We start from the raw sequence: 20,600 nt of genomic DNA, 5'->3' as shown, positions 1-20,600 counted from the left end.
GCAATAAGTCGTATACCGTTTTTATATTTTTATGAAACAATATTATCGATTTTTGAGAACACAAAGCTCCGCACGTGACTGGAAAGCCTTTCTTGGTCGCAGAACGACGCGCACCCACTGATTTTCCCGATATCTTCATGTAGTATGCCGCGCCTTGGACTACAAGAATCGAACCCCCGGGTTTGAAGCGGCTATCAAGTAGAGCTGAAGAGCTGAGCAGAGTGAGGCAAGTGATGACTGAACGCGTTCAAGTCGGTGGCCTGCAGGTCGCCAAAGTGCTGTTCGACTTCGTGAACAACGAAGCCATCCCCGGTACCGGCATCGCTGCCGACAAGTTCTGGGTCGGCGCCGAAGCCGTGATCAATGAACTGGCGCCGAAAAACCGCGCCCTGCTCGCCAAGCGCGACGCGCTCCAGGCGCAGATCGACGCCTGGCACCAGGCCCGCGCCGGCCAGGCCCATGACGCCGTCGCCTACAAGGCATTCCTCCAGGAAATCGGCTACCTGCTGCCGGAACCGGCCGACTTCCAGGCCACCACCCAGAACGTCGACGACGAGATCGCCCGCCTGGCCGGCCCGCAGCTGGTGGTGCCGGTGATGAACGCGCGCTTCGCCCTGAACGCTTCCAACGCCCGCTGGGGCTCGCTGTACGACGCCCTGTACGGCACCGACGTGATCAGCGAAGAAGGCGGCGCCGAGAAAGGCCGCGGCTACAACAAGGTCCGTGGCGACAAGGTCATTGCCTTCGCCCGCGCCTTCCTCGACGAGGCCGCGCCCCTGGCTGCCGGCTCCCACGTCGACGCCACCGGCTACCGCATCGCCGACGGCAAGCTGGTCGTCAGCCTCAAGGGCGGCAGCAACAGCGGCCTGCGTGACGACGCGCAACTGATCGGCTTCCAGGGCGACGCCGCCGCGCCCATCGCCGTACTGCTCAAGCACAACGGCCTGCATTTCGAAATCCAGATCGACGCCAGCAGCCCGATCGGCAGCACCGACGCCGCCGGCGTGAAAGACGTGCTGATGGAAGCGGCACTGACCACCATCATGGACTGCGAAGATTCGGTAGCGGCCGTCGACGCCGACGACAAGACCGTGATCTACCGCAACTGGCTCGGCCTGATGAAGGGCGACCTGGCGGAAGAAGTCGCCAAGGGCGGCACTACCTTCACCCGCACCATGAACCCGGACCGCGTGTACACCACCGCTGCCGGCGGCGAGCTGACCCTGCACGGGCGCAGCCTGCTGTTCGTGCGCAACGTCGGCCACCTGATGACCAACCCAGCGATCCTCGATGCCCAGGGCAACGAAGCCCCGGAAGGCATCCTCGATGCGCTGTTCACCAGCCTGATCGCGATCCACAACCTCAACGGCAACACCAGCCGCAAGAACACCCGCAGCGGCTCGGTGTACATCGTCAAGCCGAAGATGCACGGCCCGGAAGAAGTGGCCTTCACCACCGAAATCTTCGGCCGCGTCGAAGACGTCCTCGGCCTGCCGCGCAACACCCTGAAAGTCGGCATCATGGACGAAGAGCGTCGCACCACCGTCAACCTCAAGGCGTGCATCAAGGCCGCCAGCGAGCGGGTGGTGTTCATCAACACCGGCTTCCTCGACCGTACCGGTGACGAAATCCACACCTCCATGGAAGCCGGCGCCGTGGTGCGCAAGGCCGCCATGAAGAGCGAGAAGTGGATCGGCGCCTACGAAAACAGCAACGTCGACATCGGCCTGGCCACCGGCCTGCAGGGCCGCGCCCAGATCGGCAAGGGCATGTGGGCCATGCCCGACCTGATGGCCGGCATGCTCGAGCAGAAGATCGCGCACCCGCTGTCCGGCGCCAACACCGCCTGGGTTCCGTCGCCGACCGCCGCCACCCTGCACGCCCTGCATTACCACAAGGTCGACGTGTTCGCCCGCCAGGCCGAACTGGCCAAGCGCGCCCCCGCGTCGGTGGACGACATCCTGACCATCCCTCTGGCCAAGGACACCAACTGGTCTGCCGAGGAAATCCAGAACGAACTGGACAACAACGCCCAGGGCATCCTCGGTTACGTGGTGCGCTGGATCGACCAGGGCGTCGGCTGCTCCAAGGTGCCGGACATCAACGACATCGGCCTGATGGAAGACCGCGCCACCCTGCGTATTTCCAGCCAGCTGCTGGCCAACTGGCTGCGCCATGGCATCGCCAGCGAAGAGCAGATCGTTGCCAGCCTCAAGCGCATGGCCCCGGTGGTCGACCGCCAGAACGCCAACGACCCGCTGTACCGCCCGCTGGCACCGAACTTCGACGACAACATCGCCTTCCAGGCTGCCCTGGAGCTGGTGATCGAAGGCGCCAAGCAGCCCAACGGCTACACCGAGCCGGTGCTGCACCGCCGCCGTCGCGAGTTCAAGGCCAAGAACGGCCTGTAACCCGCCGCACAGAAAACCGCCCTTCGGGGCGGTTTTTTATTGCCCGGCGTTTGCCCGCCCGTGTAGGAGCGGGCTTGCCCGCAAGCTTTTCGTTCTGAGGGTAAGAACACGTCATGACACAGGCCGTCGAGTTCGCGGCTAAAGCCCCTCCCACAGGGATTGATGTGGTGCTCTGACGACTTTTGCTCCCCCCCAAAAAATTGAACCCTTCCCATCAGGTCGTAGCCTGGGTTGAGCGCAGCGATACCCGGGGGCAGCTGTGTTGCTGTTTGGCCTGCCTGTGGGAGCCGCGCCCCGCGGCGAATGACGGCTGGGAGCGCCGAATGCCTGACCGGCTTCGCCCCGGGGCGGGGCTCCTACAGGGTCCAGCGCGCCGCGATTTCCCTCTCACGGCAGTCAGCGTTTTTATCGGCTGATTTCTAGAGGAGCGGGCTTGCCCGCGAGCTCTTCCGTTCATGTCGTTGGAACGCGTTGTGACAACGGCCGTCGAGCTCGCGGCTGAAGCCCCTCCCACAGGGATTGATGTGGTGCTTTGACGACCTTCTGCTCCCCCAAAAAAAATGAAACCTTCCCATCAGGTCGTAGCCTGGGTTGAGCGCAGCGATACCCGGGGGCAGCTGTGTTGCTGTTTGGCCTGCCTGTCGGAGCCGCGCCCCGCGGCGAATGACGGCTGGGAGCGCCGAATGCCTGACCTGCTTCGCCCCGGGCCGGGGCTCCTGCAGGGTCCAGCGCGCCGCGATTGCCCTCTCACGGCAGTCAGCGTTTTTATCGGCTGATTTCTATAGGAGCGGGCTTGCTCGCGAGCCTTTCGGTTCATATCGCCGGAACGCGTTGTGACAACGGCCGTCGAGCTCGCGGCCCAGGCCGCTCCTACAGGGTACAGCGTGACCTTTCCAACACCGAATAAAACCCTGAAACCTTCCCGTCAGGCGCACTGTCAGACTTACGTCCAATGGGCAAGCGCAGCGATGCGGTCGACCATTGTCGTCAGATAACCTCCCCACGAGTGTGTGCATGAACAGAGCGGACGCCTTCGCCCAGGCGGGCAAGACGGCGGTACTGCAGAACATCCACGGCACCATGGAATTCCTGCAGAAATTCCCGCCGTTCAACCAGATGGACGTGGGCCACCTCGCCTACCTGGTCGAACACTGCCAGCTGCGGTTCTACGAAGAAGGCGAAACCATCATCAAACCGGCCGACGGTCCGGTGGAGCACTTCTATATCGTCAAGCAGGGCCGCGTGCACGGCGAACGCCCTCACTCGGCACGGCGCGGCACCGAAACCACCTTCGAGATCACCACCGGCGAATGCTTCCCACTGGCGGCACTGATCGGCGAGCGCGCCACTCGCACCGAACACCTGGCCGCCGAAGACACCTTCTGCCTGCTGCTGAACAAGCCAGCCTTCATCAAGCTGTTCGCCATTTCTAACCCCTTGCGCGACTTCGCCCTGCGAGGGGTCAGCAGCCTGCTCGACCAGGTCAACCAGCAGGTGCAGCTGCGCGCAGTGGAAACCCTCGGCGCGCAGTACTCGCTGGACACCTCGCTGGGCGAACTGGCGATGCGCCAACCCATCGGCTGCGCCCCGGACACGCCGCTGCGCGAGGCGGTGAAGCAGATGCACGAACAGCACGTGGGCAGCATCGTGGTGGTCGACCCGGCCCAGGCGCCGTTGGGCATCTTCACCCTGCGCGACCTGCGCCGGGTGGTGGCCGACGGCAGTTCGCTGGACCAGCCGATCAGCCACCTGATGACCCAGTCGCCGTTCTACCTGCCGCCCGACGCCAGCGCCTTCGACGCCGCCATCGCCATGACAGAACGGCACATCGCCCACGTCTGCCTGGTCGAGCATGGTCGCCTGTGCGGCGTGGTGTCCGAGCGCGACCTGTTCTCCCTGCAACGGGTCGACCTGGTGCACCTGGCGCGCACCATCCGCCACGCCGGCCGCCTGGAAACCCTGGTGGCCCTGCGCGACGACGTACGCCAACTGGTCGACCGCATGCTGGCCCATGGCGCCAGCTCGACGCAGATCACCCACATCGTCACCCTGCTCAACGACCACACTGTGTGCCGGGTCATCGAGCTGACTCTCGAGGACCTGGGCGACCCGGGCGTGCCCTTCACCTGGCTGTGTTTCGGCAGCGAAGGGCGCCGCGAGCAGACGCTGCACACCGACCAGGACAACGGCATCCTGTTCGAGGCCGAGGACGCGGTGGAAGCCGCCGCCATCCGTGGCAAGCTGCTGCCCCTGGCCGAGACCATCAACCAGCGCCTGGCGCAGTGCGGCTTCACGTTGTGCAAGGGCGAGATCATGGCGTCCAACCCGGCGCTGTGCCTGTCGCGCCAGGAGTGGACCCGGCGCTTCACCAGCTTCGTGCGCGAAGCGAGCCCGGAAAACCTGCTCAGCTCCAGCATCTACTTCGACCTGCGTGCCGTCTGGGGCGATCCCAAGGGCTGCGAGCAGTTGCGCGAGGAACTGCTGGGGCATATCGCCGACAACCGCATCTTCCAGCGCATGATGGCCGAGAACGCCCTGCGCCAGCGCCCGCCGGTGGGGCGTTTCCGTGATTTCGTGGTGGCCCGCAAGGGCGCCGAGAAAGACACCCTGGACCTCAAGGTGCAGGGCCTGACGCCCTTCGTCGATGGCGCGCGACTGCTGGCACTGGCCCATGGCATCAGCGCCTGTAACACCCTGGAGCGCTTGCGCGAGCTGGTGGCTCGGGAAGTGATCGATCCGCTCGACGGTGCCGCCTACGAAGAGGCCTACCACTTCATCCAGCAGACCCGTATGCAGCAACACCAGATGCAGGCCCGCCAGGGTCAGCCTTACTCCAACCGCCTGGCGCCGGAAAGCCTCAACCACCTCGACCGGCGCATCCTGCGCGAATCCTTCCGTCAGGCCCAGCGCCTGCAGAGCAGCCTGGCGCTGCGTTACCAACTATGAATGCACTGACCTGGCTCACCGGCCGCCCGCCGGTTCTCACCGACGCCCAGCGCCAGCGCTGCGAGGCCTTGCCGGCCCCGGCACCGCTCAACGACGGTCCGCTGAAGCAGCAGCGCCTGGTGGTCCTCGACCTGGAAACCAGCGGCCTGGACATGCGCCGCGACGAGGTGCTGTCCATCGGCGCGGTGGTCATCGACCAGGGAGCCATCGACCTTGGGCAACAGTTCGAATGCACCCTGCAGCGCCAGGACCACAAGGTCAGCGCCAGCGTGCTGATCCACGGCATCGCCCCCAGCGCCGTGGCGGCGGGCAAGGCACCGGCACAGGCCCTGCTGGATTTCATGGAGTTTCTCGGCGACAGCCCGGTCCTGGCCTTCCACGCCGGCTTCGACCAGCACATGCTCCGCCGCGCCCTGAAGCAGACCCTGGGCCTGCGCCTGCGGCACAGCTTCTTCGATGTCGCCGAACTGGCGCCCATGCTCTGTCCCCAGGCCAACCTCAACCAGGGCGGCCTGGATGCCTGGACCCAGTACTTCGGCCTGCAGGTGCACCAGCGCCACCACGCCAGCGCCGACGCCCTGGTGACCGCCGAGCTTGCACTGATCCTGTTCAGCCGCGCCCGTAAGCAACAGATGGACAGCCTGCATATTCTGGAGCAGCGACTGACCGGCTGGCGCAGGCGGCAACGCAGCCTGTCGTTCTAACGAGCAGGCTGCTTCCGAATGACAGCATCCCTGTAGGAGCGGACTTGTCCGCGAGCCCGGCGGCCTGTGCCCCGCAACCATTCACCTGGCCTGACGAACAGCTCGCGGGCAAGCCCGCTCCTACAGGCCGCAGCACCAGCCGGATGCGTGCCCCACCTGTAGGAGCGGCTTCAGCCGCGAGCTCGGCGGGCTGTGCCCGACGATGTTTTTCCGGTTCAAACAAAGAGCTCGCGGGCAAGTCCGCTCCTACAGGTGTCGCACCGATCAGAAGGGCTACAGGTCGCGCATCAGCAGCGCGTAATCCAGGTCCAGCTCGGCCGGCACGGGCAGGTACAGCACGTGCCCGTCCCCCGGTGCCACCGAGACCGACTGGCCCTGGGCGTTCTCCAGGTGCTCGAGGGTGAAGCGCTGGTTGCCTTGGGGCGTCATCAGCTCCACGCCATCGCCCACGGCGAAACGATTCTTCACCCGCACCTCGGCCAGCTCGCCCCGACGCAGGCCGGTGAATTCGCCGACGAACTGCTGGTGCTCCGACTGCGAGCTGCCGTGCTGGTAGTTCTGGTATTCGTCGTGCACGTGCCGGCGCAGGAAGCCCTCGGTGTAGCCGCGGTTGGCCAGGGAGTCGAGGCTGCGCATCAGGCTCATGTCGAACGGTCGCCCGGCCACCGCGTCGTCGATGGCGCGACGATAGGCCTGGGCGGTGCGGGCGCAATAGAAGTGGCTCTTGGTCCGTCCCTCGATCTTCAGCGAATGCACGCCCATGGCCACCAGGCGCGGCACGTGCTGCAAGGCCCGCAGGTCCTTGGAGTTCATGATGTAGGTGCCGTGCTCATCCTCATAGGCAGCCATCTGCTCGCCGGGGCGGGTAGCCTCTTCCAGCAGGAACGCCTGGGTGGTCGGCGCGCCCTGCCCCAGGGTCGGCTCGACCAGGCGCACGATATCCCCCGTCTCGTTCTCCCCCGCCGGCGTGGCCTGGTACTGCCAGCGACAGGCATTGGTGCAGGTGCCCTGGTTGGGGTCGCGGCGGTTGATGTAGCCGGACAGCAGGCAGCGCCCGGAATAGGCCATGCACAACGCACCATGGACGAAGACCTCCAGCTCCATGTCCGGCACGCTCTGGCGGATTTCCTCGATTTCTTCCAGGGCCAGCTCCCGCGACAGGATTACCCGGGTCAGCCCCTGGCGCCGCCAGAACTCGACGCTGGCCCAATTCACCGCGTTGGCCTGTACCGACAGGTGGATGGGCATGTGCGCAAAGTGCTCGCGCACCAGCATGATCAGGCCGGGGTCGGACATGATCAGCGCATCCGGCGCCATCGCCACCACCGGCTCCAGGTCCTTGAGGAAAGTCTTCAGCTTGGCGTTGTGCGGCGCGATGTTAACCACCACGTAGAACTGCTTGCCCTGGGCATGGGCCTCGACAATGCCCAGGGCCAGGTGGGCGTGATCGAATTCGTTGTTGCGCACGCGCAGGCTGTAACGCGGCTGGCCGGCGTACACCGCGTCGGCGCCGTAGGCGAAGGCATAGCGCATGTTTTTCAGGCTGCCGGCGGGCGACAGCAGTTCGGGACGGGAGAGCATGGAACACCTGCTTGCAAGGCAAAGCCGGCGATTCTAGGGACGCCCCGGGTGACGCTCATTGACCTGCATCTATAAGCCGGTTCGGCCGTCCATCTTGAACACGTCGCGGCGATTGCGGGCGCGATGTCCTTCTGCAATCATATGAGAATAATTATCAACCTACTTCCCATCCTCGCGAGGTGCGCGTGTCGGCCCAGGGTTCCAGCCACCAACAGTTGGTGGGTCTGCTCTATCGCGACCATCGCGCCTGGCTGTTCGGCTGGCTGCGCAAGAACCTGAACTGCACCCAGCGCGCCGAGGACCTCAGCCAGGACACCTTCGTCCGCCTGCTGGGCCGCAGCGACCTGCAGGAACCGCGAGAGCCCCGGGCTCTGCTGACCACCATCGCCAAAGGCCTGCTGATCGACCAGTTCCGTCGCAGCGCCCTGGAACGCGCCTACCTCGATGAACTGGCCCAGGCCCCGGAGAACCTGCACCCCAGCCCGGAGGAACAGGCCCTGGCGCTGGAAGCGCTGAGCGAGATCGACCGCCTGCTCGGCCAGCTCTCGAAGAAGGCGCGCGCCGCCTTCCTCTATAACCGCCTGGATGGTCTGGGCCACGCCGAGATCGCCGAGCGCCTGGGCGTGTCGCCGTCGCGGGTGCGCCAGTACCTGGCCCAGGGGCTGCGCCAGTGCTACATCGCCCTGTACGGAGAACCGCTGTGAGCCAGGTCTCCGCCCGCGCCCTGAACGAAGCCATCGGCTGGCAGCTGTGCCTGGACTCCGGTGAAGCCAGCGATCAGCAGCGCCATGAATTCCAGCGCTGGCTGGCCGCTCACCCGGATCACGCCCGGGTCTGGCAACAACTGGGTGGCATCGACCAACAACTGGGCGCGGCGGCCTCACCCCTCGCCCGCCGGGCATTGCTGCAGAGTGGCGGCGTCCGGCGCCGCGCCTTGCGCCGGCTCGGCGGCACGACGCTGGGCCTGTTGTTGGCGGGCGGCATCCTGCTGGGTCTGCTGGCCCAGCACCGCACCCTCGGCGACTACCTGAGCGACCAGCACACCGCCGCCGGCGAGCAGCGCGAGCTGCTGTTGCCGGACCGCAGCGCCGTGCGGCTCAACAGCCGCAGCGCGCTGGACATCGACTTCAACGATCACGAGCGGCGGCTGTTCCTGCGCAGTGGCGAGATCCTGGTGCAGACCGCGCCGGGCGACGGCCGGCCGTTCCTGGTGGAAACCGCCCAGGGTCGCCTGCGCGCCCTGGGCACGCGCTTCCTGGTGCGCCGCGACGGCGATGCCACCGAACTGGTGGTGCTGCAATCGGCCGTGGCCGCGCGCCCGGCCCACGCCCCGCAGGAGCGGGTGATCCAGGCCGGGCAGCGGGTGCGCATGGACACCGAGCACCTGGGCGACAACCAGCCGGCCCCAGTAGGTGTCGATGCCTGGGCCCGCGGCATGCTGGTGGCGGACAACCTGCGCCTGGCCGATCTGCTCGACAGCCTGGGCGAGTACCGCAGCGGCTACCTGGGGCTGGACGACTCGCTGGCTGACCTGCGCATCAGCGGCAGCTTCCCGCTGCACGACAGCGACCTGGCGCTGGAGGCCCTGAGCCTCAGCCTGCCGGTGCGTATCGAGCACGTGGGCCCCTGGTGGACGCGGGTGGTGCCGGCCACCCCATAAATATTTTCACCGGCCCCTGTCACTTTTCCATTCTGCTCCGGTAACAGGACATTGAGAGAGATTCCCACTTAGGAGAGCTTCGCAATGTCCCGTAACCGAACGCCGTTCCGCCGCCACCTGCTGGCCCTGACCGTTGCCCTCGCCAGCCAGGTGGGCATCGCCAGTGCCGATCCCTACCAGCTGCCCGCCGGGCCGCTGGCCGCCACGCTCAACCAGATCGCCAGCCAGGCCGGCGTGACCCTGAGCATCGATCCGTCGCTGACCGCCGGCAAGCAATCCGCCCCGGTCCAGGGTGACTTCGACGCCATCAGCGCCCTCGGCCAGGCCCTGCGCGGCACCGGCCTGCAGCTGCAGGCCGGCTCGGGCGGCGCCTACAGCCTGGTGCCGGTGCCCACCGGCTCGCTGGCCCTGCCGGACATCACCGTGCAGGCCACCGGCCAGCAGGAAAGCGCCTGGGGCCCGACCACCGGCTACCTGGCCAACCGCACTGCCGCCGGCACCAAGACCGACACGCCGCTGGCGGAAACCCCGCGTTCGATCTCCGTGGCCACCCGCGAGCAGATGCAGGACCGCAAGGTGCAGAACCTCGACGACGCAGTGCGCTACATGCCCGGCGTCGTGGCCAGCAGCTACGGCAGCGACGCCCGCGCCGACTGGATGAAGATCCGCGGCTTCGAGCCGATCCAGATGCTCGACGGCCTGCCCCTGCCCAAGGGCAGCTACACCATGGCCAAGCTGGAAACCTGGAACCTGGAGCGCGTCGCCGTGCTGCGCGGCCCGGCCTCCTCGGTCTATGGCCAGACCCCACCAGGCGGCCTGGTGGATGCCGTCAGCCTGCGTCCGCAGGCCGAAAGCAGCCACCAGGTTCAGGTGCAGGTCGGCAACTACAACCACAAGCAGATCAGCTTCGACAGCACCGGCAAGATCGACGATGAAGGCCGCTTCCTCTACCGCTTCAGCGGCGTGGGGCGCGACAGTGGCACCCCGGTCGAACACATGGACGACCAGCGTTTCAACCTGGCGCCGAGCCTGACCTGGAACATCGCCGACGACACCAAGCTGACCTTCCTCGGCCAGTTCAACCGCGACGATACCGGCGGCACCAGCCAGTTCCTGCCGCTGCAGGGCACCCGCCTGGGCACGCCGGCCGGCAAGATCGACCTGCGCAAGAACCTGGGCGATCCGGACTGGGAGTTCTACGACAAGACGTTCTATGCACTGGGCTACGCCTTCGAGCACCGCCTCAACGATGTCTGGCAGTTCCGCCAGAACCTGCGCTACAGCAAACTCGAACTGGATAACCAGATCATCACGGCGGGCGGCTGGTCGGGTGCGGTGTCCGACGATGGCACGGTGACCCGTGGCGCCAACGTCTACGACGAAAACCTCAGCCACTTCGCCCTGGACAACAACTTCCAGGCAGACTTCGACACCGGCGCGCTGAGCCACACGCTGCTGATCGGCCTGGACTACACCCGCGTGAACACCGATTACCGCTGGCTGTTCGGCAGCGCGCCGACCAGCAACATCATCACTCCGGTCTATGGCCAGGACTTCAGCGGTGTCACCTACAACGCCTTCCAGGACTACAACCAGAAGCGTCGCAACACGGGTCTCTACCTGCAGGACCAGATCGCCCTGGATGCCTGGCGCCTGACCCTGGGCGGTCGCTGGGACCGCCTGGACACCGACTCGGTGTTCTACAACGCCGGCGGCGCCAGGGACAGCCGCCGCGACAGCCAGTTCAGCGGCAACGCGGCCCTCGCCTACGTCTTCGAGTCGGGCTTCACGCCTTACATTTCCTACGCCGAATCCTTCCAGGCGGAAGCCGGCGGTATCGTTGACGGCGCAGCCGGCACAGGCGAAGCCTTCGAACCGAGCACGGGCAAACAGTACGAACTGGGCATCAAGTACCAGCCGCCGGGCAGCGACATGCTGTTTACCGCCGCGGTCTATGACCTGAAGCGGCAGAACATCGTCACCACCAACACACTGGGCGCCACCGAGCCCCTGGAAGAAGTGGAAGTCCGTGGTTTCGAGTTGGAAGCGATCGGTAACGTGACCGAAGAATTCAAACTGACGGCATCCTACACCTACGCCAACAGCAAGATGACCAAGGTCGGCGACCCGCGCGACAAGAACCGCACGCTGCCGCTGACCCCGGAGCACCAGGCCTCGTTCTGGGCTGACTACGATTGGAGCGCGGGCCCGCTGGCCGGCTTCGGCGTGGGCGTGGGCGCACGCTTCGTCGGCTCGACCGACAACATCGCGGTCGGCAGCATCGGGTTCGTCAGGGACACATCGGACGGCCATGCCGGCGCATACACCGTGTACGACGCCGCGGTTCGCTATGACCTCGGTCAGGTCGACACCAGCCTGCGCGGTGCCACCGTGGCCCTCAACGTGAAGAACCTGGCCGACAAGAAATACCTGTCCACCTGCGACGGCTTCTATTGCTACGCCGGTGATCCACGCCAGGTAACCGCCAGCCTCAACTACGCCTGGTAACCCCAGGACACGGGAAAAGAAAAAGCCCCCTCGCCTGATGGCGAGGGGGCTTTTTCATGGCTGAAAAAAGGCAGTGGCCAAGCGTTTTCGTTGATCGAAGATCCCGCCAACGGATGAATCAGGCGCTCTCGCTCCGCGTCCCACAGCCTGCTCGGCAGACCGGAGCAGCAGGGAAACGCTTCATCAATGGTGGCGAACTAGGACGAGGTGCCTGCGCAAATGGCCTGATAGAGCGGTGACTCCACCTCGAGCGTGGTCATGGTCTCGAACTTCGCCTGCCCCGCCTCGTTAAGGCTGAACATCGCTCGCTCCGCGCACAGCAGCTGGTAGCTGTGGCTTTCCACGGTAGATGTCAGGTGCTGCTTTTCAAAGCGATACAGCGAGAAACGGGCGGTACGACCGCGACGGGAGTCGTCGATGACCTGTGCCTGGGCACGGTCGAGCACCGTGTAGACCAGCGGCATCGGATAGCGCATGGTCCAGGGGCGCCACAACATCTCACCCTCCTCGCTGGAAACGATCAGGGAGCCTTCCGGCAGGCGCGCCTGCTTGGTTTCGAACCAGGTGTATTCGTAGTGAATGGTGTAGCCGAGCATACCCACGCCGGCCAGGACCGGAATGATCCACTTCGGCAGACGATCGCGGGTCAGCTTGCGCAGCAGCAGCGCAACGCCTGCGCCCGCCAGGGCGGCACAGATGGCGGCAACGAGGTGCCAGATCATAGGCAGTTCCTTAAAAAAATCGGGCTTCCAGAGGAAGCCCGATTCGTTATGCAACCGTGAGTCAAATAGCAGCTACCTGACGTCGGCTGGGATTATCACTTAGTGGTTCAGCGCGGCGCCAGCACCTTTCGGAGTCCGCACGCTTTCCACCAGGTCCTGGATAGCCTGAGGCGGAGCCTCGGACGACAGGGAAACGGCATAGGCCACCGCGAAGTTCAGCACCGCACCGATGGCGCCGAAGGCCTGCGGCGAAATACCGAAGATCCAGTTGTCAGGCGTATTGGCGAACACCGCCGTACCAGGGATGAAGAACCAGCCCAGGTACAGGAAGATGTACACACTGGTGCTCACCAGACCGACCAGCATGCCTGCGACCGCGCCCTTGCTGTTCACGCGCTTGGAGAAAATCCCCATCATCAGCGCCGGGAACAGGCTCGAGGCGGCAAGTCCGAATGCCAGCGCCACCACCTGGGCGGCGAATCCAGGTGGATTGAGCCCCAACCAGGTTGCCAGGATGATCGCCCCCGTCATGGATAGTCGGGCCGCCAACATCTCGTTCTTCTCGCTGATCTTCGGATTGATGATGGTCTTGACCAGGTCATGACTGACCGCCGAGGAAATAGCCAGCAGCAGGCCCGCCGCCGTCGACAATGCCGCAGCGATGGCGCCTGCCGCGATCAGGCCGACGACCCAGCCGGGCAGGTTGGCGATTTCCGGGTTGGCCAGAACGATGATGTCGTTGTTGACCACCAGCTCGTTGCCATTCCAGCCACGCTCCTGAGCGGTCGGCGCGAAGGCGGTGCTGGCATCGTTGTACATCTGCACGCGACCGTCGCCGTTCTTGTCTTCCCAGGTGATCAGACCCGTTTCTTCCCAGGTCTGGATCCAGCTCGGACGCTCCTCATAGAGCAACGCCTGGGCTTGCGGGCCTTCCGGATAGATGGTGTCGATCAGGTTCAGACGCGCCATGGAGGCAACGGCCGGCGCGGTGAGATACAGCACGGCGATGAAAATCAGCGTCCAGCCTGCCGACCAGCGAGCATCGGCCACCTTCGGCACGGTGAAGAAGCGGATGATCACGTGCGGCAGACCCGCGGTACCGATCATCAGCGACAGGGTGAACAGGAACATGTTCAGCTTGTTGTCGGTGTCGGCGGTATAGGCCGCGAAGCCCAGGTCCTGAACGACGGTATCCAGCTTCTCCAGCAGCGGTACACCCGACTCGACGTGAGTACCGAACATGCCGAACATCGGGATCGGGTTGCCGGTCAGCTGGAAGGCAATGAACACGGCAGGGATGGTGTAGGCAATGATCAGCACCACGTACTGCGCCACCTGGGTGTAGGTGATGCCCTTCATGCCGCCGAACACGGCGTAGACGAAGACGATCGCCGCCGCGATCCAGATACCGGCCGAGTTGCTCACTTCCAGGAAGCGGGAGAACGCGACACCGGCACCGGACATCTGGCCGATCACGTAGGTCACGGAGATGAGGATCAGGCAGACGACCGCGGTCAGGCGAGCGCCACGGCTGTAGAAACGATCACCGATGAAGTCCGGTACGGTGAACTTGCCGAACTTGCGCAGGTACGGGGCCAGCAGCATGGCCAGCAGCACATAGCCGCCGGTCCAGCCCATCAGGTACACGGAGGTGGCGTAACCACCGGAGGCGATGATACCGGCCATGGAAATGAAAGATGCCGCAGACATCCAGTCAGCGGCCGTCGCCATGCCGTTGGTCACAGGGTGGACACCACCCCCGGCTACGTAGAATTCCTTGGTCGACCCGGCACGCGCCCACACCGCGATGATGATGTAGAGCAGGAAGGAGCCGCCCACGAAGAGCATGTTGATCCAGTATTGACTCATGGTGGCTTACTCCTCGACCCCGAATTCCTTGTCCATCTTGTTCAGCCGCCACGCGTAGTGAAAGATGATCAGGATAAAGGCGATGATCGAGCCCTGTTGGGCGAACCAGAAACCGAGGTCCGTTCCACCAACCGGGATGCCAGACAGCAAGGGACGCAAGAGGATGGCGCAACCGTACGAAACGAAAGCCCAGGCCACCAGGCTCCATGTAATAAGGCGAACATTCGCCTTCCAATACGCTGCCGCATTCGCTTTTTCAGAAGTCATAGATGCCTCCAGTTATTGTTATTCTCGTGCAGATTCAACCTAGCAGCAGGTTACGCCTAGCCGACAGTTAGACATTGGTAGCAGCCGCTGGTCGCGGCGCTCGCCAATAGGCCGCGCGCTCCCCCCTCCTCAGCGGGCTGGCACCATGCGGGACGGGCGTTCCAACGATTGAGGCGGGAAACGAGGCCGCGTTTCCAGCAGACGTGCTCAGGCAGGAGAAAACTCAATCGGTAACAAATACCGCTGTTCGTCGTACTCGATTCGGTGCTGCTGCCGCTCGGTGTCTTCCTCGACCGTCTTGCATTCGCCCGCGACATCGGCCGTGCGATGGCTGACCCGCTTCTGCTTGAGCAAGAGATCGCGGTAGCCTTCGCGGCCTACCTTTTCGGTGATGACCACCACGCCTTCAGCGTGGCTGAAACTGCCTGCGCACTCGTCATCCCGTTCCCCGCCAGACGTGACGACGATCAGCTCGTTCAACACTGATCGCAGGTGCTTGCCCTCGAGTTCATAGAGACTCAGTGCGGTTTCGTAAAACGGGTTGAGGCGTGACCCATTGCGCCGGTGGATTCGAATGCCGAACGCCAGCTCGTCCTGGCGCAAACGATACGGCGCGGTATCGAACTCGAACCCCGAGACGAAGATCGCATCCCAGTCGAGCAGGTGTGGCTGGACTTGGCGCGCCACGATGGCAGGCTCGTCGTTGCTCAGCACCAGCACCTCGAGGTCGCTTTCGCCCTGGTCGGTGTGCGAATCCCGGATCAGTGGCACGGCCACCAGCGTCAGGTGCGGGCGGGCCGGCCACACCTTGCAGATGCTCTGCCCGGCATCCACTCGATAGCCGCCACGTTCGTCCTGCAGGAGCTGTCCCGTCCCATGGCCAGGGTGTGCCTGCTCCAGCCAGCCGGGCAGTTGCTCACGGCAGTCGGCCAGCGCCAGCGGCGCCAGCAGCAGGCCGTAGAGTGCGGCGAGAAGGGTCGTTCTGTTCATCCGTGAATCGCTCCAATGGGTCCGGGCGCCAGTCTACGTGGCCGTTCGCAAGCTGCCCATGGCGGGCGTCACGAAACAGGTTGGCGATGCGCCAGGCCAGCAGGTGCCCGGCACGGTTCTCTTCACGCAACCCCACATGGCCGCTCATGGCTGGTACCACAGGCGCATGAAGCCCAGCGCCAGCACCAGGCCGACCTGGCCGAGCGCCGCACACAGCGACAGGAAGGAACGCAACGAGCTGTGGTGCACCGCGTCCGGCAAGCCGGTCAGGGCGGTCCAGAACCCTTCGGGCAGCAGCACCAGGCTGAGGTGGGCCAGGGGTTTTCCGGTCAACATCAGGCCATCGATCAGGCCGAACCAGCCACAGAACATCAGACCGACCAGGATGATCACCGCCACCACCAGGCCCAGGGCCAGGCACGCGGAGAACTGCAGTAACAGACGCATAGGTATTTCTCCAAGGAGGGGGCGCGGCACTCGCCGCGCCGGTTGAATCAGGCTTGGGTGGGGGTGCCGGGCAGGGTCCGGCCAACGCCGTACCAGTCCAGCTTGCGGGTCAGCACCATGATTCCGGACAGCACGCCGAACACCAGCAGCGAGCCCATCAGCAGGGCGTAATCCTCGGCGTTGAGCAGGGCGTAGAGCATTCCGTAGAGCGCCGTGAGCAGCACCGCGAAGCCCACCCCGCGCACCGCGCTGTGCAGCACGAAACTGACGTAGAAGCCGATCAGCCCGACGCAGGCGCCAGCAGAGAGCCCGTAGGCCGTGGCAAACGGCAGGTGCTCGGCAAGCGACAGCAGCAACAGGTAGAACAGCGCCAGCGACATCCCCACCAGGGCGTACTGCACCGGGTGCACCGCCAGGCGCTTGAGCACCTCGAACAGGAAGAACGTGGCGAAGGTCAGGGTGATGAACAGCAGCGCGTATTTGATGGCGCGGTCGGTCTTCAGATACTGGTCCACCGGGTCGACGAAACTCACCCCGAAGTTGCGCCCCAGCAGGCCGTGGCACTGGTTGGCGCCCACACAGTCACGCAGCGCTTCCTCCAGGTTGGTGGCGAAGAAACTGGTCTGCCATTCGGCCGTGAAACCCTTGGCCGTCACCTCACGGCGGCTCGGCAGGTACTCGCCGATGAAGCTCGGGTGCGGCCAGTCGGAGGCCAGCGTGACCTGGCTGTCGCGTCCCACCGGCACCACGTTGAGCTGCTCGGTGCCCTGCAGCTTGAGGTCGAAGGCGAACGCCAGGGTTTGCCCGCCCTGGGCATCCACCACCGGCAACGGCGCATGCACACCCGCGCCGAAGTTGCTGTCGCCGGTGCCCGGTTCGAAATTCACCACCTTGCCGTTCAGCTTCAACTTGAGGTCATTGCTGATGCCGCGGATGTCGCTGATACCGACCGACACGAAGGGCGTCTCGAAGCGGTAGAACCCCAGGTCGTCGCCCAGGCCGAGCCGGGCCGGCAGGCGAAACTCACCGCTGACCTGGCTGTCGCTGCGGTACAGGCGCGCCTCGTAGATGCCGCGCGCACGCAGTTCGGTGCTCACCTTGCCATCGAGGACGAAACGCTCCGGCAGGAAGTACAACCGCCCGCGAATCTGGCGCTCTTCCGTGTAGCGTTCGCCGCTGGCGTTGGTTTTCCATTCATGGGTGGTCTTGATGTAGGGCAGCACCAGGATCGGCCCGGTGATCTGCTGCCGGTAGCTGGAGCTGCGGGCGATGTCCTGCATGACGATGGCGCGCTGCTGCTGCCGCTCGCCAACCAGCCCGCCGATCATCAGCAGGGGAATCATCAACAACAGGATCAGCAGGGCGATGATGCCCAGTTTGAAGCCCAGGGTTCGGCTCATGGTGCGACTCTCCGTGACGGTTTCGATGCGGAGCAGTCTGGGCAGCCGACGTGGGGGTTTTATGGAGCGAATATGGGAAGTGTGTGGAGACTCTGTGGGAAAGCCGCCCGGGCCGATGGACAGCCTCTACCGAACTGGGTAGCGTGCCGCCCATTGCCACCAAGGAGGAACGGCCATGACCCCGAACAGCCCCTACACGCCCCCGCAATCGAACGTTGACCCGGAATCGCTGGTCACCGAAGAGCAGATCGCGGCGCTGCCGGTTTCCGATACATGGAAACAGCGCTTCAGCGCGATGCACCGGGCCGGTGGCTACAAGATGCCAAGGCTCAAGGAGCTGACACCGGCAGAACGGCGCAAGGCCTTCGGGTTCAACTTCCTGGCGTTCTTCTTCGGGCCGATCTACTACGCCATCAAGGGCATGTGGAAAAAGGGCCTGGCGCTGTTCGTCGTCTGCGCCGCAGCCGTGCTCATCGCGGGCATGGGCCTGGACTACCTCGGCTACGGCACCGTCGCCGACGGCCTGCGCTACGGCATAGCGGCCGTCTTCGCCGCGCGCGCCAATATCGACTACTACAAGAAGATGCTGCTCGATGACAACGGCTGGTGGTGAATGCGCATCATGGAGCCCCCACACGCGCGCCCCATGAGGCCGCCCTCACGAACGTTGCGGACGCAGAGCGTCCGGGGCTGCGCGCCCACGCAGAGCATGGGGGCGATCGGAATGTTTGATCACCCGCCAATGAGTAGCCTGGGTTGAGCACCGCGATACCCGGGGAACAAGGCAGGCGCCGCAACGGCCGACCCAGGATGTGGCCGATCACTGGCTCACTGATCGTGATCGCGCTCGCTCTGACGACGCAGATCGGAATCGGCGTGTACAAACGCCTGATTGGCTGTCCACGCGCCTTTGGCGACTGCTACCTGCCCGGCACGGAGGCGCTGTTCTGGCCGCAGACCGTCAGCATGCTGTCCCTGTACCTGGCGCTGCTGACCCTGCTGCTGGTCCTCGTCACGTGGACGCTGGGCTGGCTGTTCCGACGGCTGCGGGCGCTGATGCGCCGATAGCCGCCGCGTGCTGCGGCCTACTCGCCGCGGATGTACTGTTCCAGTTGTTGGATCAGGTTGGCCTGTTCGGCGATGGTGTCCTTGACCAGGTCACCGATCGACAGCAGGCCGATCAGCTCGCCCTCGGCAATCACCGGCAGGTGGCGCAGGTGGCGGTCGGTCATCAGTTGCATGCAGTGCTGGGCGCTGTCCCGGGGGCTGACGGTGATCACGTCTGCCGTCATGATTTCGCTCACCTGGGCGCTGAAGGCTGAGCGTTTCAACAAGTCCACCTTGCGTGCGTAGTCACGCTCACTGACGATCCCGGCCAGGCGCCCGTTATCCAGCACCACCAGCGCACCGATGCTCTTTTCGGCCATCATCTTGATCGCATCCAGTACCGTAGCGGTAGGGCTGACGCTGTAGACGGCAGCGGACGGCTTCGCGCGGAGAATCTCGGCGACTGTTTTCATCAGGGGACTCCCGGTCTCGTTGTTATTCGCAAAAGAAACGGCCAGAGGCACTCCATGAGAATAGCCGCACTGGCGCCCGAATCAGAACACCGTGGCGACCTCGACGCAACCCGTACCGCCAGATGCCGGGCCGAGGCAGTGAGCGGGTTCTCAGGCGGCTGGCAGATCGAGCGCCGCTTCGACGCCCTCGGCGAGGTTGGTCACCCGGATACTGCCGCCGTGCAGGGTGGCCACTTCCTGCACGAAATTCAGCCCCAGGCCGGTGCTCTTGCGGCCACTGGCCGGCCGCGGCAAAGAGTAGAAGCGTTCGGTCAGGCGCCCCAGGGCATAGTCGGGAATGGCCTCGCCCTGGTTGAACACGCGTAACACGATACGTCCCTGGACCGCGTCGGCAGCGAGCCGGAGCAGCCCGCCCGGCACGCTGAAATCCAGGGCGTTATCCAGCAGGTTGGTCACCGCCTGGCGCAGCAGGAAGGCCTCGCCACATACGCGCAGCGCACCGTCGATGCGGTTGTCCACCTGCAGGCCAAGGCCTTCGATGCGCGCGACCTGGGCCTGCAACTGATCCTCCAGCAGTTCGCGCAGCACCAGCACCTCCTGCTCTTCCAACCCCTGGCGCTGCTCGACCTGGGCCAGGTGCAGCAGGCGCTCGATCAACTGCTGCATGCGCGCGCTTTCCTGTTCGATGTTGCTGACGAAGCGCTGGCGCTGCTCGCTGGGCATGTCGCTGCCCAGCAGCTCGGCGGCGCCACGAATGGCCGCCAGCGGGCTTTTCAGCTCGTGGGTCAGGGTGTGCACGTAGCGCTCGACGTAGGCCTTGCCCTCCAGCTCGGTGCGCATCCGCTCCACCGCCACGGCCAACTGGCCCAGCTCCCCGCCCCGTACCGACGGCAACTCGGCGCGCTGCCCCTCGCTGACCGCCTGGGCGTAACGGGTCAGGCGGCGCAGCGCGCCACTCAGCCACCAACTGAGCAGGCCACCGATCAACAGGCCCAGCACGATCAGCCCGGCGCCCAGCCAGCCCAGGCGCGTCTGGGAGCGTTCGATATAGGGTTGCAACGCCCGGTTGGGCTTGGCCACCGAGACCACGCCGATGATCCGCTCGCCGTCCATGATCGGCGCCGCCACGTACATCACCGAGGAATCCGGGTCTTGCGGGTCCTCGCGGCTGGAGCGCGCGCCGTACTGGCCCTTGAGGGTCAGGTAGACGTCGTTCCAGCGCGAGTAGTCCTGGCCCACCGCTTCGCCCGCGGAATCGAGCAGCACGATGCCCTTGGCGTCGGTGACATAGATGCGGTGATCGACCCGGCTCTTGTCCAGGCCCCAGATGTTCGCCTGCGGGCGACGCTGGCCGTAGGAATTGAGCTGCTCGGACAAGCGACTCTGGGTCAGGCGTCCGCTCTTGAGGTCCTCGCGCAGGATTTCCGCGAGCAGGTTGGCGGTGTCGACCAGGGTTTCCTCGGTGGACTGCCGTACCCCGGGGCGGATCTCGTCCATCACCGTGCTCAGGACGAACCAGCCGGACAGTCCGACAAACAGGAAGTACACCAGGAAGATGCGGACGCCGAGCGGCAT

At 65.0% G+C, this 20,600-nt stretch carries 17 protein-coding genes; 8 read left to right on the top strand and 9 right to left on the bottom strand.

Translation table 11 applies throughout. The features are described from left to right. The first annotated feature begins 233 nt into the window (after positions 1 to 233). The 3 genes from N5C28_RS09130 to N5C28_RS09120 all read left to right on the top strand — a co-directional run bounded on the left by N5C28_RS09130 (position 234) and on the right by N5C28_RS09120 (position 6,061). The gene (locus N5C28_RS09130; protein ID WP_279821754.1) at positions 234 to 2,411 is read left to right on the top strand and encodes a malate synthase G; all 2,178 of its coding nucleotides are present in this window, start codon (positions 234 to 236) and stop codon (positions 2,409 to 2,411) included. A 1,014-nt stretch (positions 2,412 to 3,425) separates the two neighbouring features. Beyond that, complete coding sequence (locus N5C28_RS09125; RefSeq protein WP_279821753.1) at positions 3,426 to 5,357, top strand: putative nucleotidyltransferase substrate binding domain-containing protein; 1,932 nt, start codon at positions 3,426 to 3,428, stop codon at positions 5,355 to 5,357. After that, on the top strand, positions 5,354 to 6,061 hold the full coding sequence (locus tag N5C28_RS09120; RefSeq protein ID WP_279821752.1) for a 3'-5' exonuclease: 708 nt from the start codon (positions 5,354 to 5,356) through the stop codon (positions 6,059 to 6,061). Before N5C28_RS09125 ends, N5C28_RS09120 begins: the two co-directional genes overlap by 4 nt. A gap of 273 nt (positions 6,062 to 6,334) precedes the next feature. Here N5C28_RS09120 and yegQ read toward each other — a convergent pair whose 3' ends face one another. After that, positions 6,335 to 7,642 carry a tRNA 5-hydroxyuridine modification protein YegQ gene (gene yegQ / locus N5C28_RS09115; protein WP_279821751.1) on the bottom strand — a complete coding sequence of 436 codons (1,308 nt, stop codon included), beginning with the start codon at positions 7,640 to 7,642 and terminating at the stop codon, positions 6,335 to 6,337. A gap of 185 nt (positions 7,643 to 7,827) precedes the next feature. Here yegQ and N5C28_RS09110 point away from each other — a divergent pair, with 185 nt between their 5' ends. The 3 genes from N5C28_RS09110 to N5C28_RS09100 all read left to right on the top strand — a co-directional run bounded on the left by N5C28_RS09110 (position 7,828) and on the right by N5C28_RS09100 (position 11,810). Beyond that, a complete protein-coding gene (locus N5C28_RS09110; RefSeq protein WP_279821750.1) occupies positions 7,828 to 8,346 on the top strand; it encodes an RNA polymerase sigma factor in 519 nt (172 codons plus the stop codon). Further along, a complete protein-coding gene (locus tag N5C28_RS09105) occupies positions 8,343 to 9,302 on the top strand; it encodes a FecR family protein (RefSeq protein WP_279821749.1) in 960 nt (319 codons plus the stop codon). The genes N5C28_RS09110 and N5C28_RS09105 overlap by 4 nt, the downstream gene beginning before the upstream one ends. 84 nt (positions 9,303 to 9,386) lie before the next feature. Next, the gene (locus tag N5C28_RS09100; protein WP_279821748.1) at positions 9,387 to 11,810 is read left to right on the top strand and encodes a TonB-dependent siderophore receptor; all 2,424 of its coding nucleotides are present in this window, start codon (positions 9,387 to 9,389) and stop codon (positions 11,808 to 11,810) included. A 197-nt stretch (positions 11,811 to 12,007) separates the two neighbouring features. Here the strand turns inward: N5C28_RS09100 and N5C28_RS09095 are convergent, their stop codons facing one another. From N5C28_RS09095 to creD, 6 genes are all read right to left on the bottom strand, one after another. After that, complete coding sequence (locus N5C28_RS09095) at positions 12,008 to 12,532, bottom strand: hypothetical protein (protein WP_279821747.1); 525 nt, start codon at positions 12,530 to 12,532, stop codon at positions 12,008 to 12,010. 99 nt (positions 12,533 to 12,631) lie between these two features. Next, entirely contained in the window at positions 12,632 to 14,401 is a 1,770-nt protein-coding gene (locus N5C28_RS09090) for a cation acetate symporter (protein ID WP_279821746.1), read from the bottom strand. A gap of 6 nt (positions 14,402 to 14,407) precedes the next feature. Then, complete coding sequence (locus N5C28_RS09085; protein ID WP_279821745.1) at positions 14,408 to 14,668, bottom strand: DUF4212 domain-containing protein; 261 nt, start codon at positions 14,666 to 14,668, stop codon at positions 14,408 to 14,410. A 207-nt stretch (positions 14,669 to 14,875) separates the two neighbouring features. Beyond that, positions 14,876 to 15,658: a hypothetical protein gene (locus tag N5C28_RS09080; RefSeq protein ID WP_279821744.1), complete on the bottom strand. Its 783-nt coding sequence runs from the start codon at positions 15,656 to 15,658 to the stop codon at positions 14,876 to 14,878. Positions 15,659 to 15,802: 144 nt separating this feature from the next. Next, positions 15,803 to 16,105, bottom strand: a complete 303-nt coding sequence (locus N5C28_RS09075; protein ID WP_279821743.1) for a hypothetical protein — start codon at positions 16,103 to 16,105, stop codon at positions 15,803 to 15,805. A 47-nt stretch (positions 16,106 to 16,152) separates the two neighbouring features. Then, positions 16,153 to 17,505: a cell envelope integrity protein CreD gene (gene creD, locus N5C28_RS09070; protein WP_279821742.1), complete on the bottom strand. Its 1,353-nt coding sequence runs from the start codon at positions 17,503 to 17,505 to the stop codon at positions 16,153 to 16,155. A gap of 175 nt (positions 17,506 to 17,680) precedes the next feature. On the opposite strand from creD, the gene N5C28_RS09065 reads away from it, so the two are divergent. Together N5C28_RS09065 and N5C28_RS09060 are read left to right on the top strand one after the other, a co-directional pair. Beyond that, positions 17,681 to 18,118 (top strand): DUF2628 domain-containing protein, encoded by a 438-nt coding sequence (locus N5C28_RS09065; RefSeq protein ID WP_279821741.1) that lies wholly within the window; start codon positions 17,681 to 17,683, stop codon positions 18,116 to 18,118. A 197-nt stretch (positions 18,119 to 18,315) separates the two neighbouring features. Next, a complete protein-coding gene (locus N5C28_RS09060) occupies positions 18,316 to 18,573 on the top strand; it encodes a hypothetical protein (RefSeq protein WP_279821740.1) in 258 nt (85 codons plus the stop codon). Positions 18,574 to 18,590: 17 nt separating this feature from the next. On the opposite strand, the gene N5C28_RS09055 is transcribed toward N5C28_RS09060, so the two are convergent. Both N5C28_RS09055 and creC read right to left on the bottom strand, forming a co-directional pair. Continuing rightward, entirely contained in the window at positions 18,591 to 19,025 is a 435-nt protein-coding gene (locus N5C28_RS09055; protein WP_279821739.1) for a CBS domain-containing protein, read from the bottom strand. Between the two features lie 150 nt (positions 19,026 to 19,175). After that, complete coding sequence (gene creC, locus N5C28_RS09050; protein ID WP_279821738.1) at positions 19,176 to 20,600, bottom strand: two-component system sensor histidine kinase CreC; 1,425 nt, start codon at positions 20,598 to 20,600, stop codon at positions 19,176 to 19,178.

This window comes from Pseudomonas sp. GD03944, from assembly GCF_029839275.1.
GTDB lineage: Bacteria > Pseudomonadota > Gammaproteobacteria > Pseudomonadales > Pseudomonadaceae > Aquipseudomonas.
Note: the sequence above shows the minus strand (reverse complement) of the source record. Positions and strands in the feature narration are given on the sequence as shown.

Excerpts from the sequence above, each read along its gene's own strand:
- N5C28_RS09095 (WP_279821747.1), bottom strand. The coding sequence starts at position 12,532 with ATGATCTGGCACCTCGTTGCCGCCATCTGTGCCGCCCTGGCGGGCGCA.
- N5C28_RS09090 (WP_279821746.1), bottom strand. The coding sequence starts at position 14,401 with ATGAGTCAATACTGGATCAACATGCTCTTCGTGGGCGGCTCCTTCCTG.
- N5C28_RS09125 (WP_279821753.1), top strand. The coding sequence starts at position 3,426 with ATGAACAGAGCGGACGCCTTCGCCCAGGCGGGCAAGACGGCGGTACTG.
- N5C28_RS09065 (WP_279821741.1), top strand. The coding sequence starts at position 17,681 with ATGACCCCGAACAGCCCCTACACGCCCCCGCAATCGAACGTTGACCCG.
- N5C28_RS09080 (WP_279821744.1), bottom strand. The coding sequence starts at position 15,658 with ATGAACAGAACGACCCTTCTCGCCGCACTCTACGGCCTGCTGCTGGCG.
- yegQ (WP_279821751.1), bottom strand. The coding sequence starts at position 7,642 with ATGCTCTCCCGTCCCGAACTGCTGTCGCCCGCCGGCAGCCTGAAAAAC.
- N5C28_RS09085 (WP_279821745.1), bottom strand. The coding sequence starts at position 14,668 with ATGACTTCTGAAAAAGCGAATGCGGCAGCGTATTGGAAGGCGAATGTT.
- N5C28_RS09075 (WP_279821743.1), bottom strand. The coding sequence starts at position 16,105 with ATGCGTCTGTTACTGCAGTTCTCCGCGTGCCTGGCCCTGGGCCTGGTG.
- N5C28_RS09100 (WP_279821748.1), top strand. The coding sequence starts at position 9,387 with ATGTCCCGTAACCGAACGCCGTTCCGCCGCCACCTGCTGGCCCTGACC.
- N5C28_RS09055 (WP_279821739.1), bottom strand. The coding sequence starts at position 19,025 with ATGAAAACAGTCGCCGAGATTCTCCGCGCGAAGCCGTCCGCTGCCGTC.
- N5C28_RS09120 (WP_279821752.1), top strand. The coding sequence starts at position 5,354 with ATGAATGCACTGACCTGGCTCACCGGCCGCCCGCCGGTTCTCACCGAC.
- creC (WP_279821738.1), bottom strand. The coding sequence starts at position 20,600 with ATGCCGCTCGGCGTCCGCATCTTCCTGGTGTACTTCCTGTTTGTCGGA.
- N5C28_RS09060 (WP_279821740.1), top strand. The coding sequence starts at position 18,316 with ATGTGGCCGATCACTGGCTCACTGATCGTGATCGCGCTCGCTCTGACG.
- N5C28_RS09130 (WP_279821754.1), top strand. The coding sequence starts at position 234 with ATGACTGAACGCGTTCAAGTCGGTGGCCTGCAGGTCGCCAAAGTGCTG.
- creD (WP_279821742.1), bottom strand. The coding sequence starts at position 17,505 with ATGAGCCGAACCCTGGGCTTCAAACTGGGCATCATCGCCCTGCTGATC.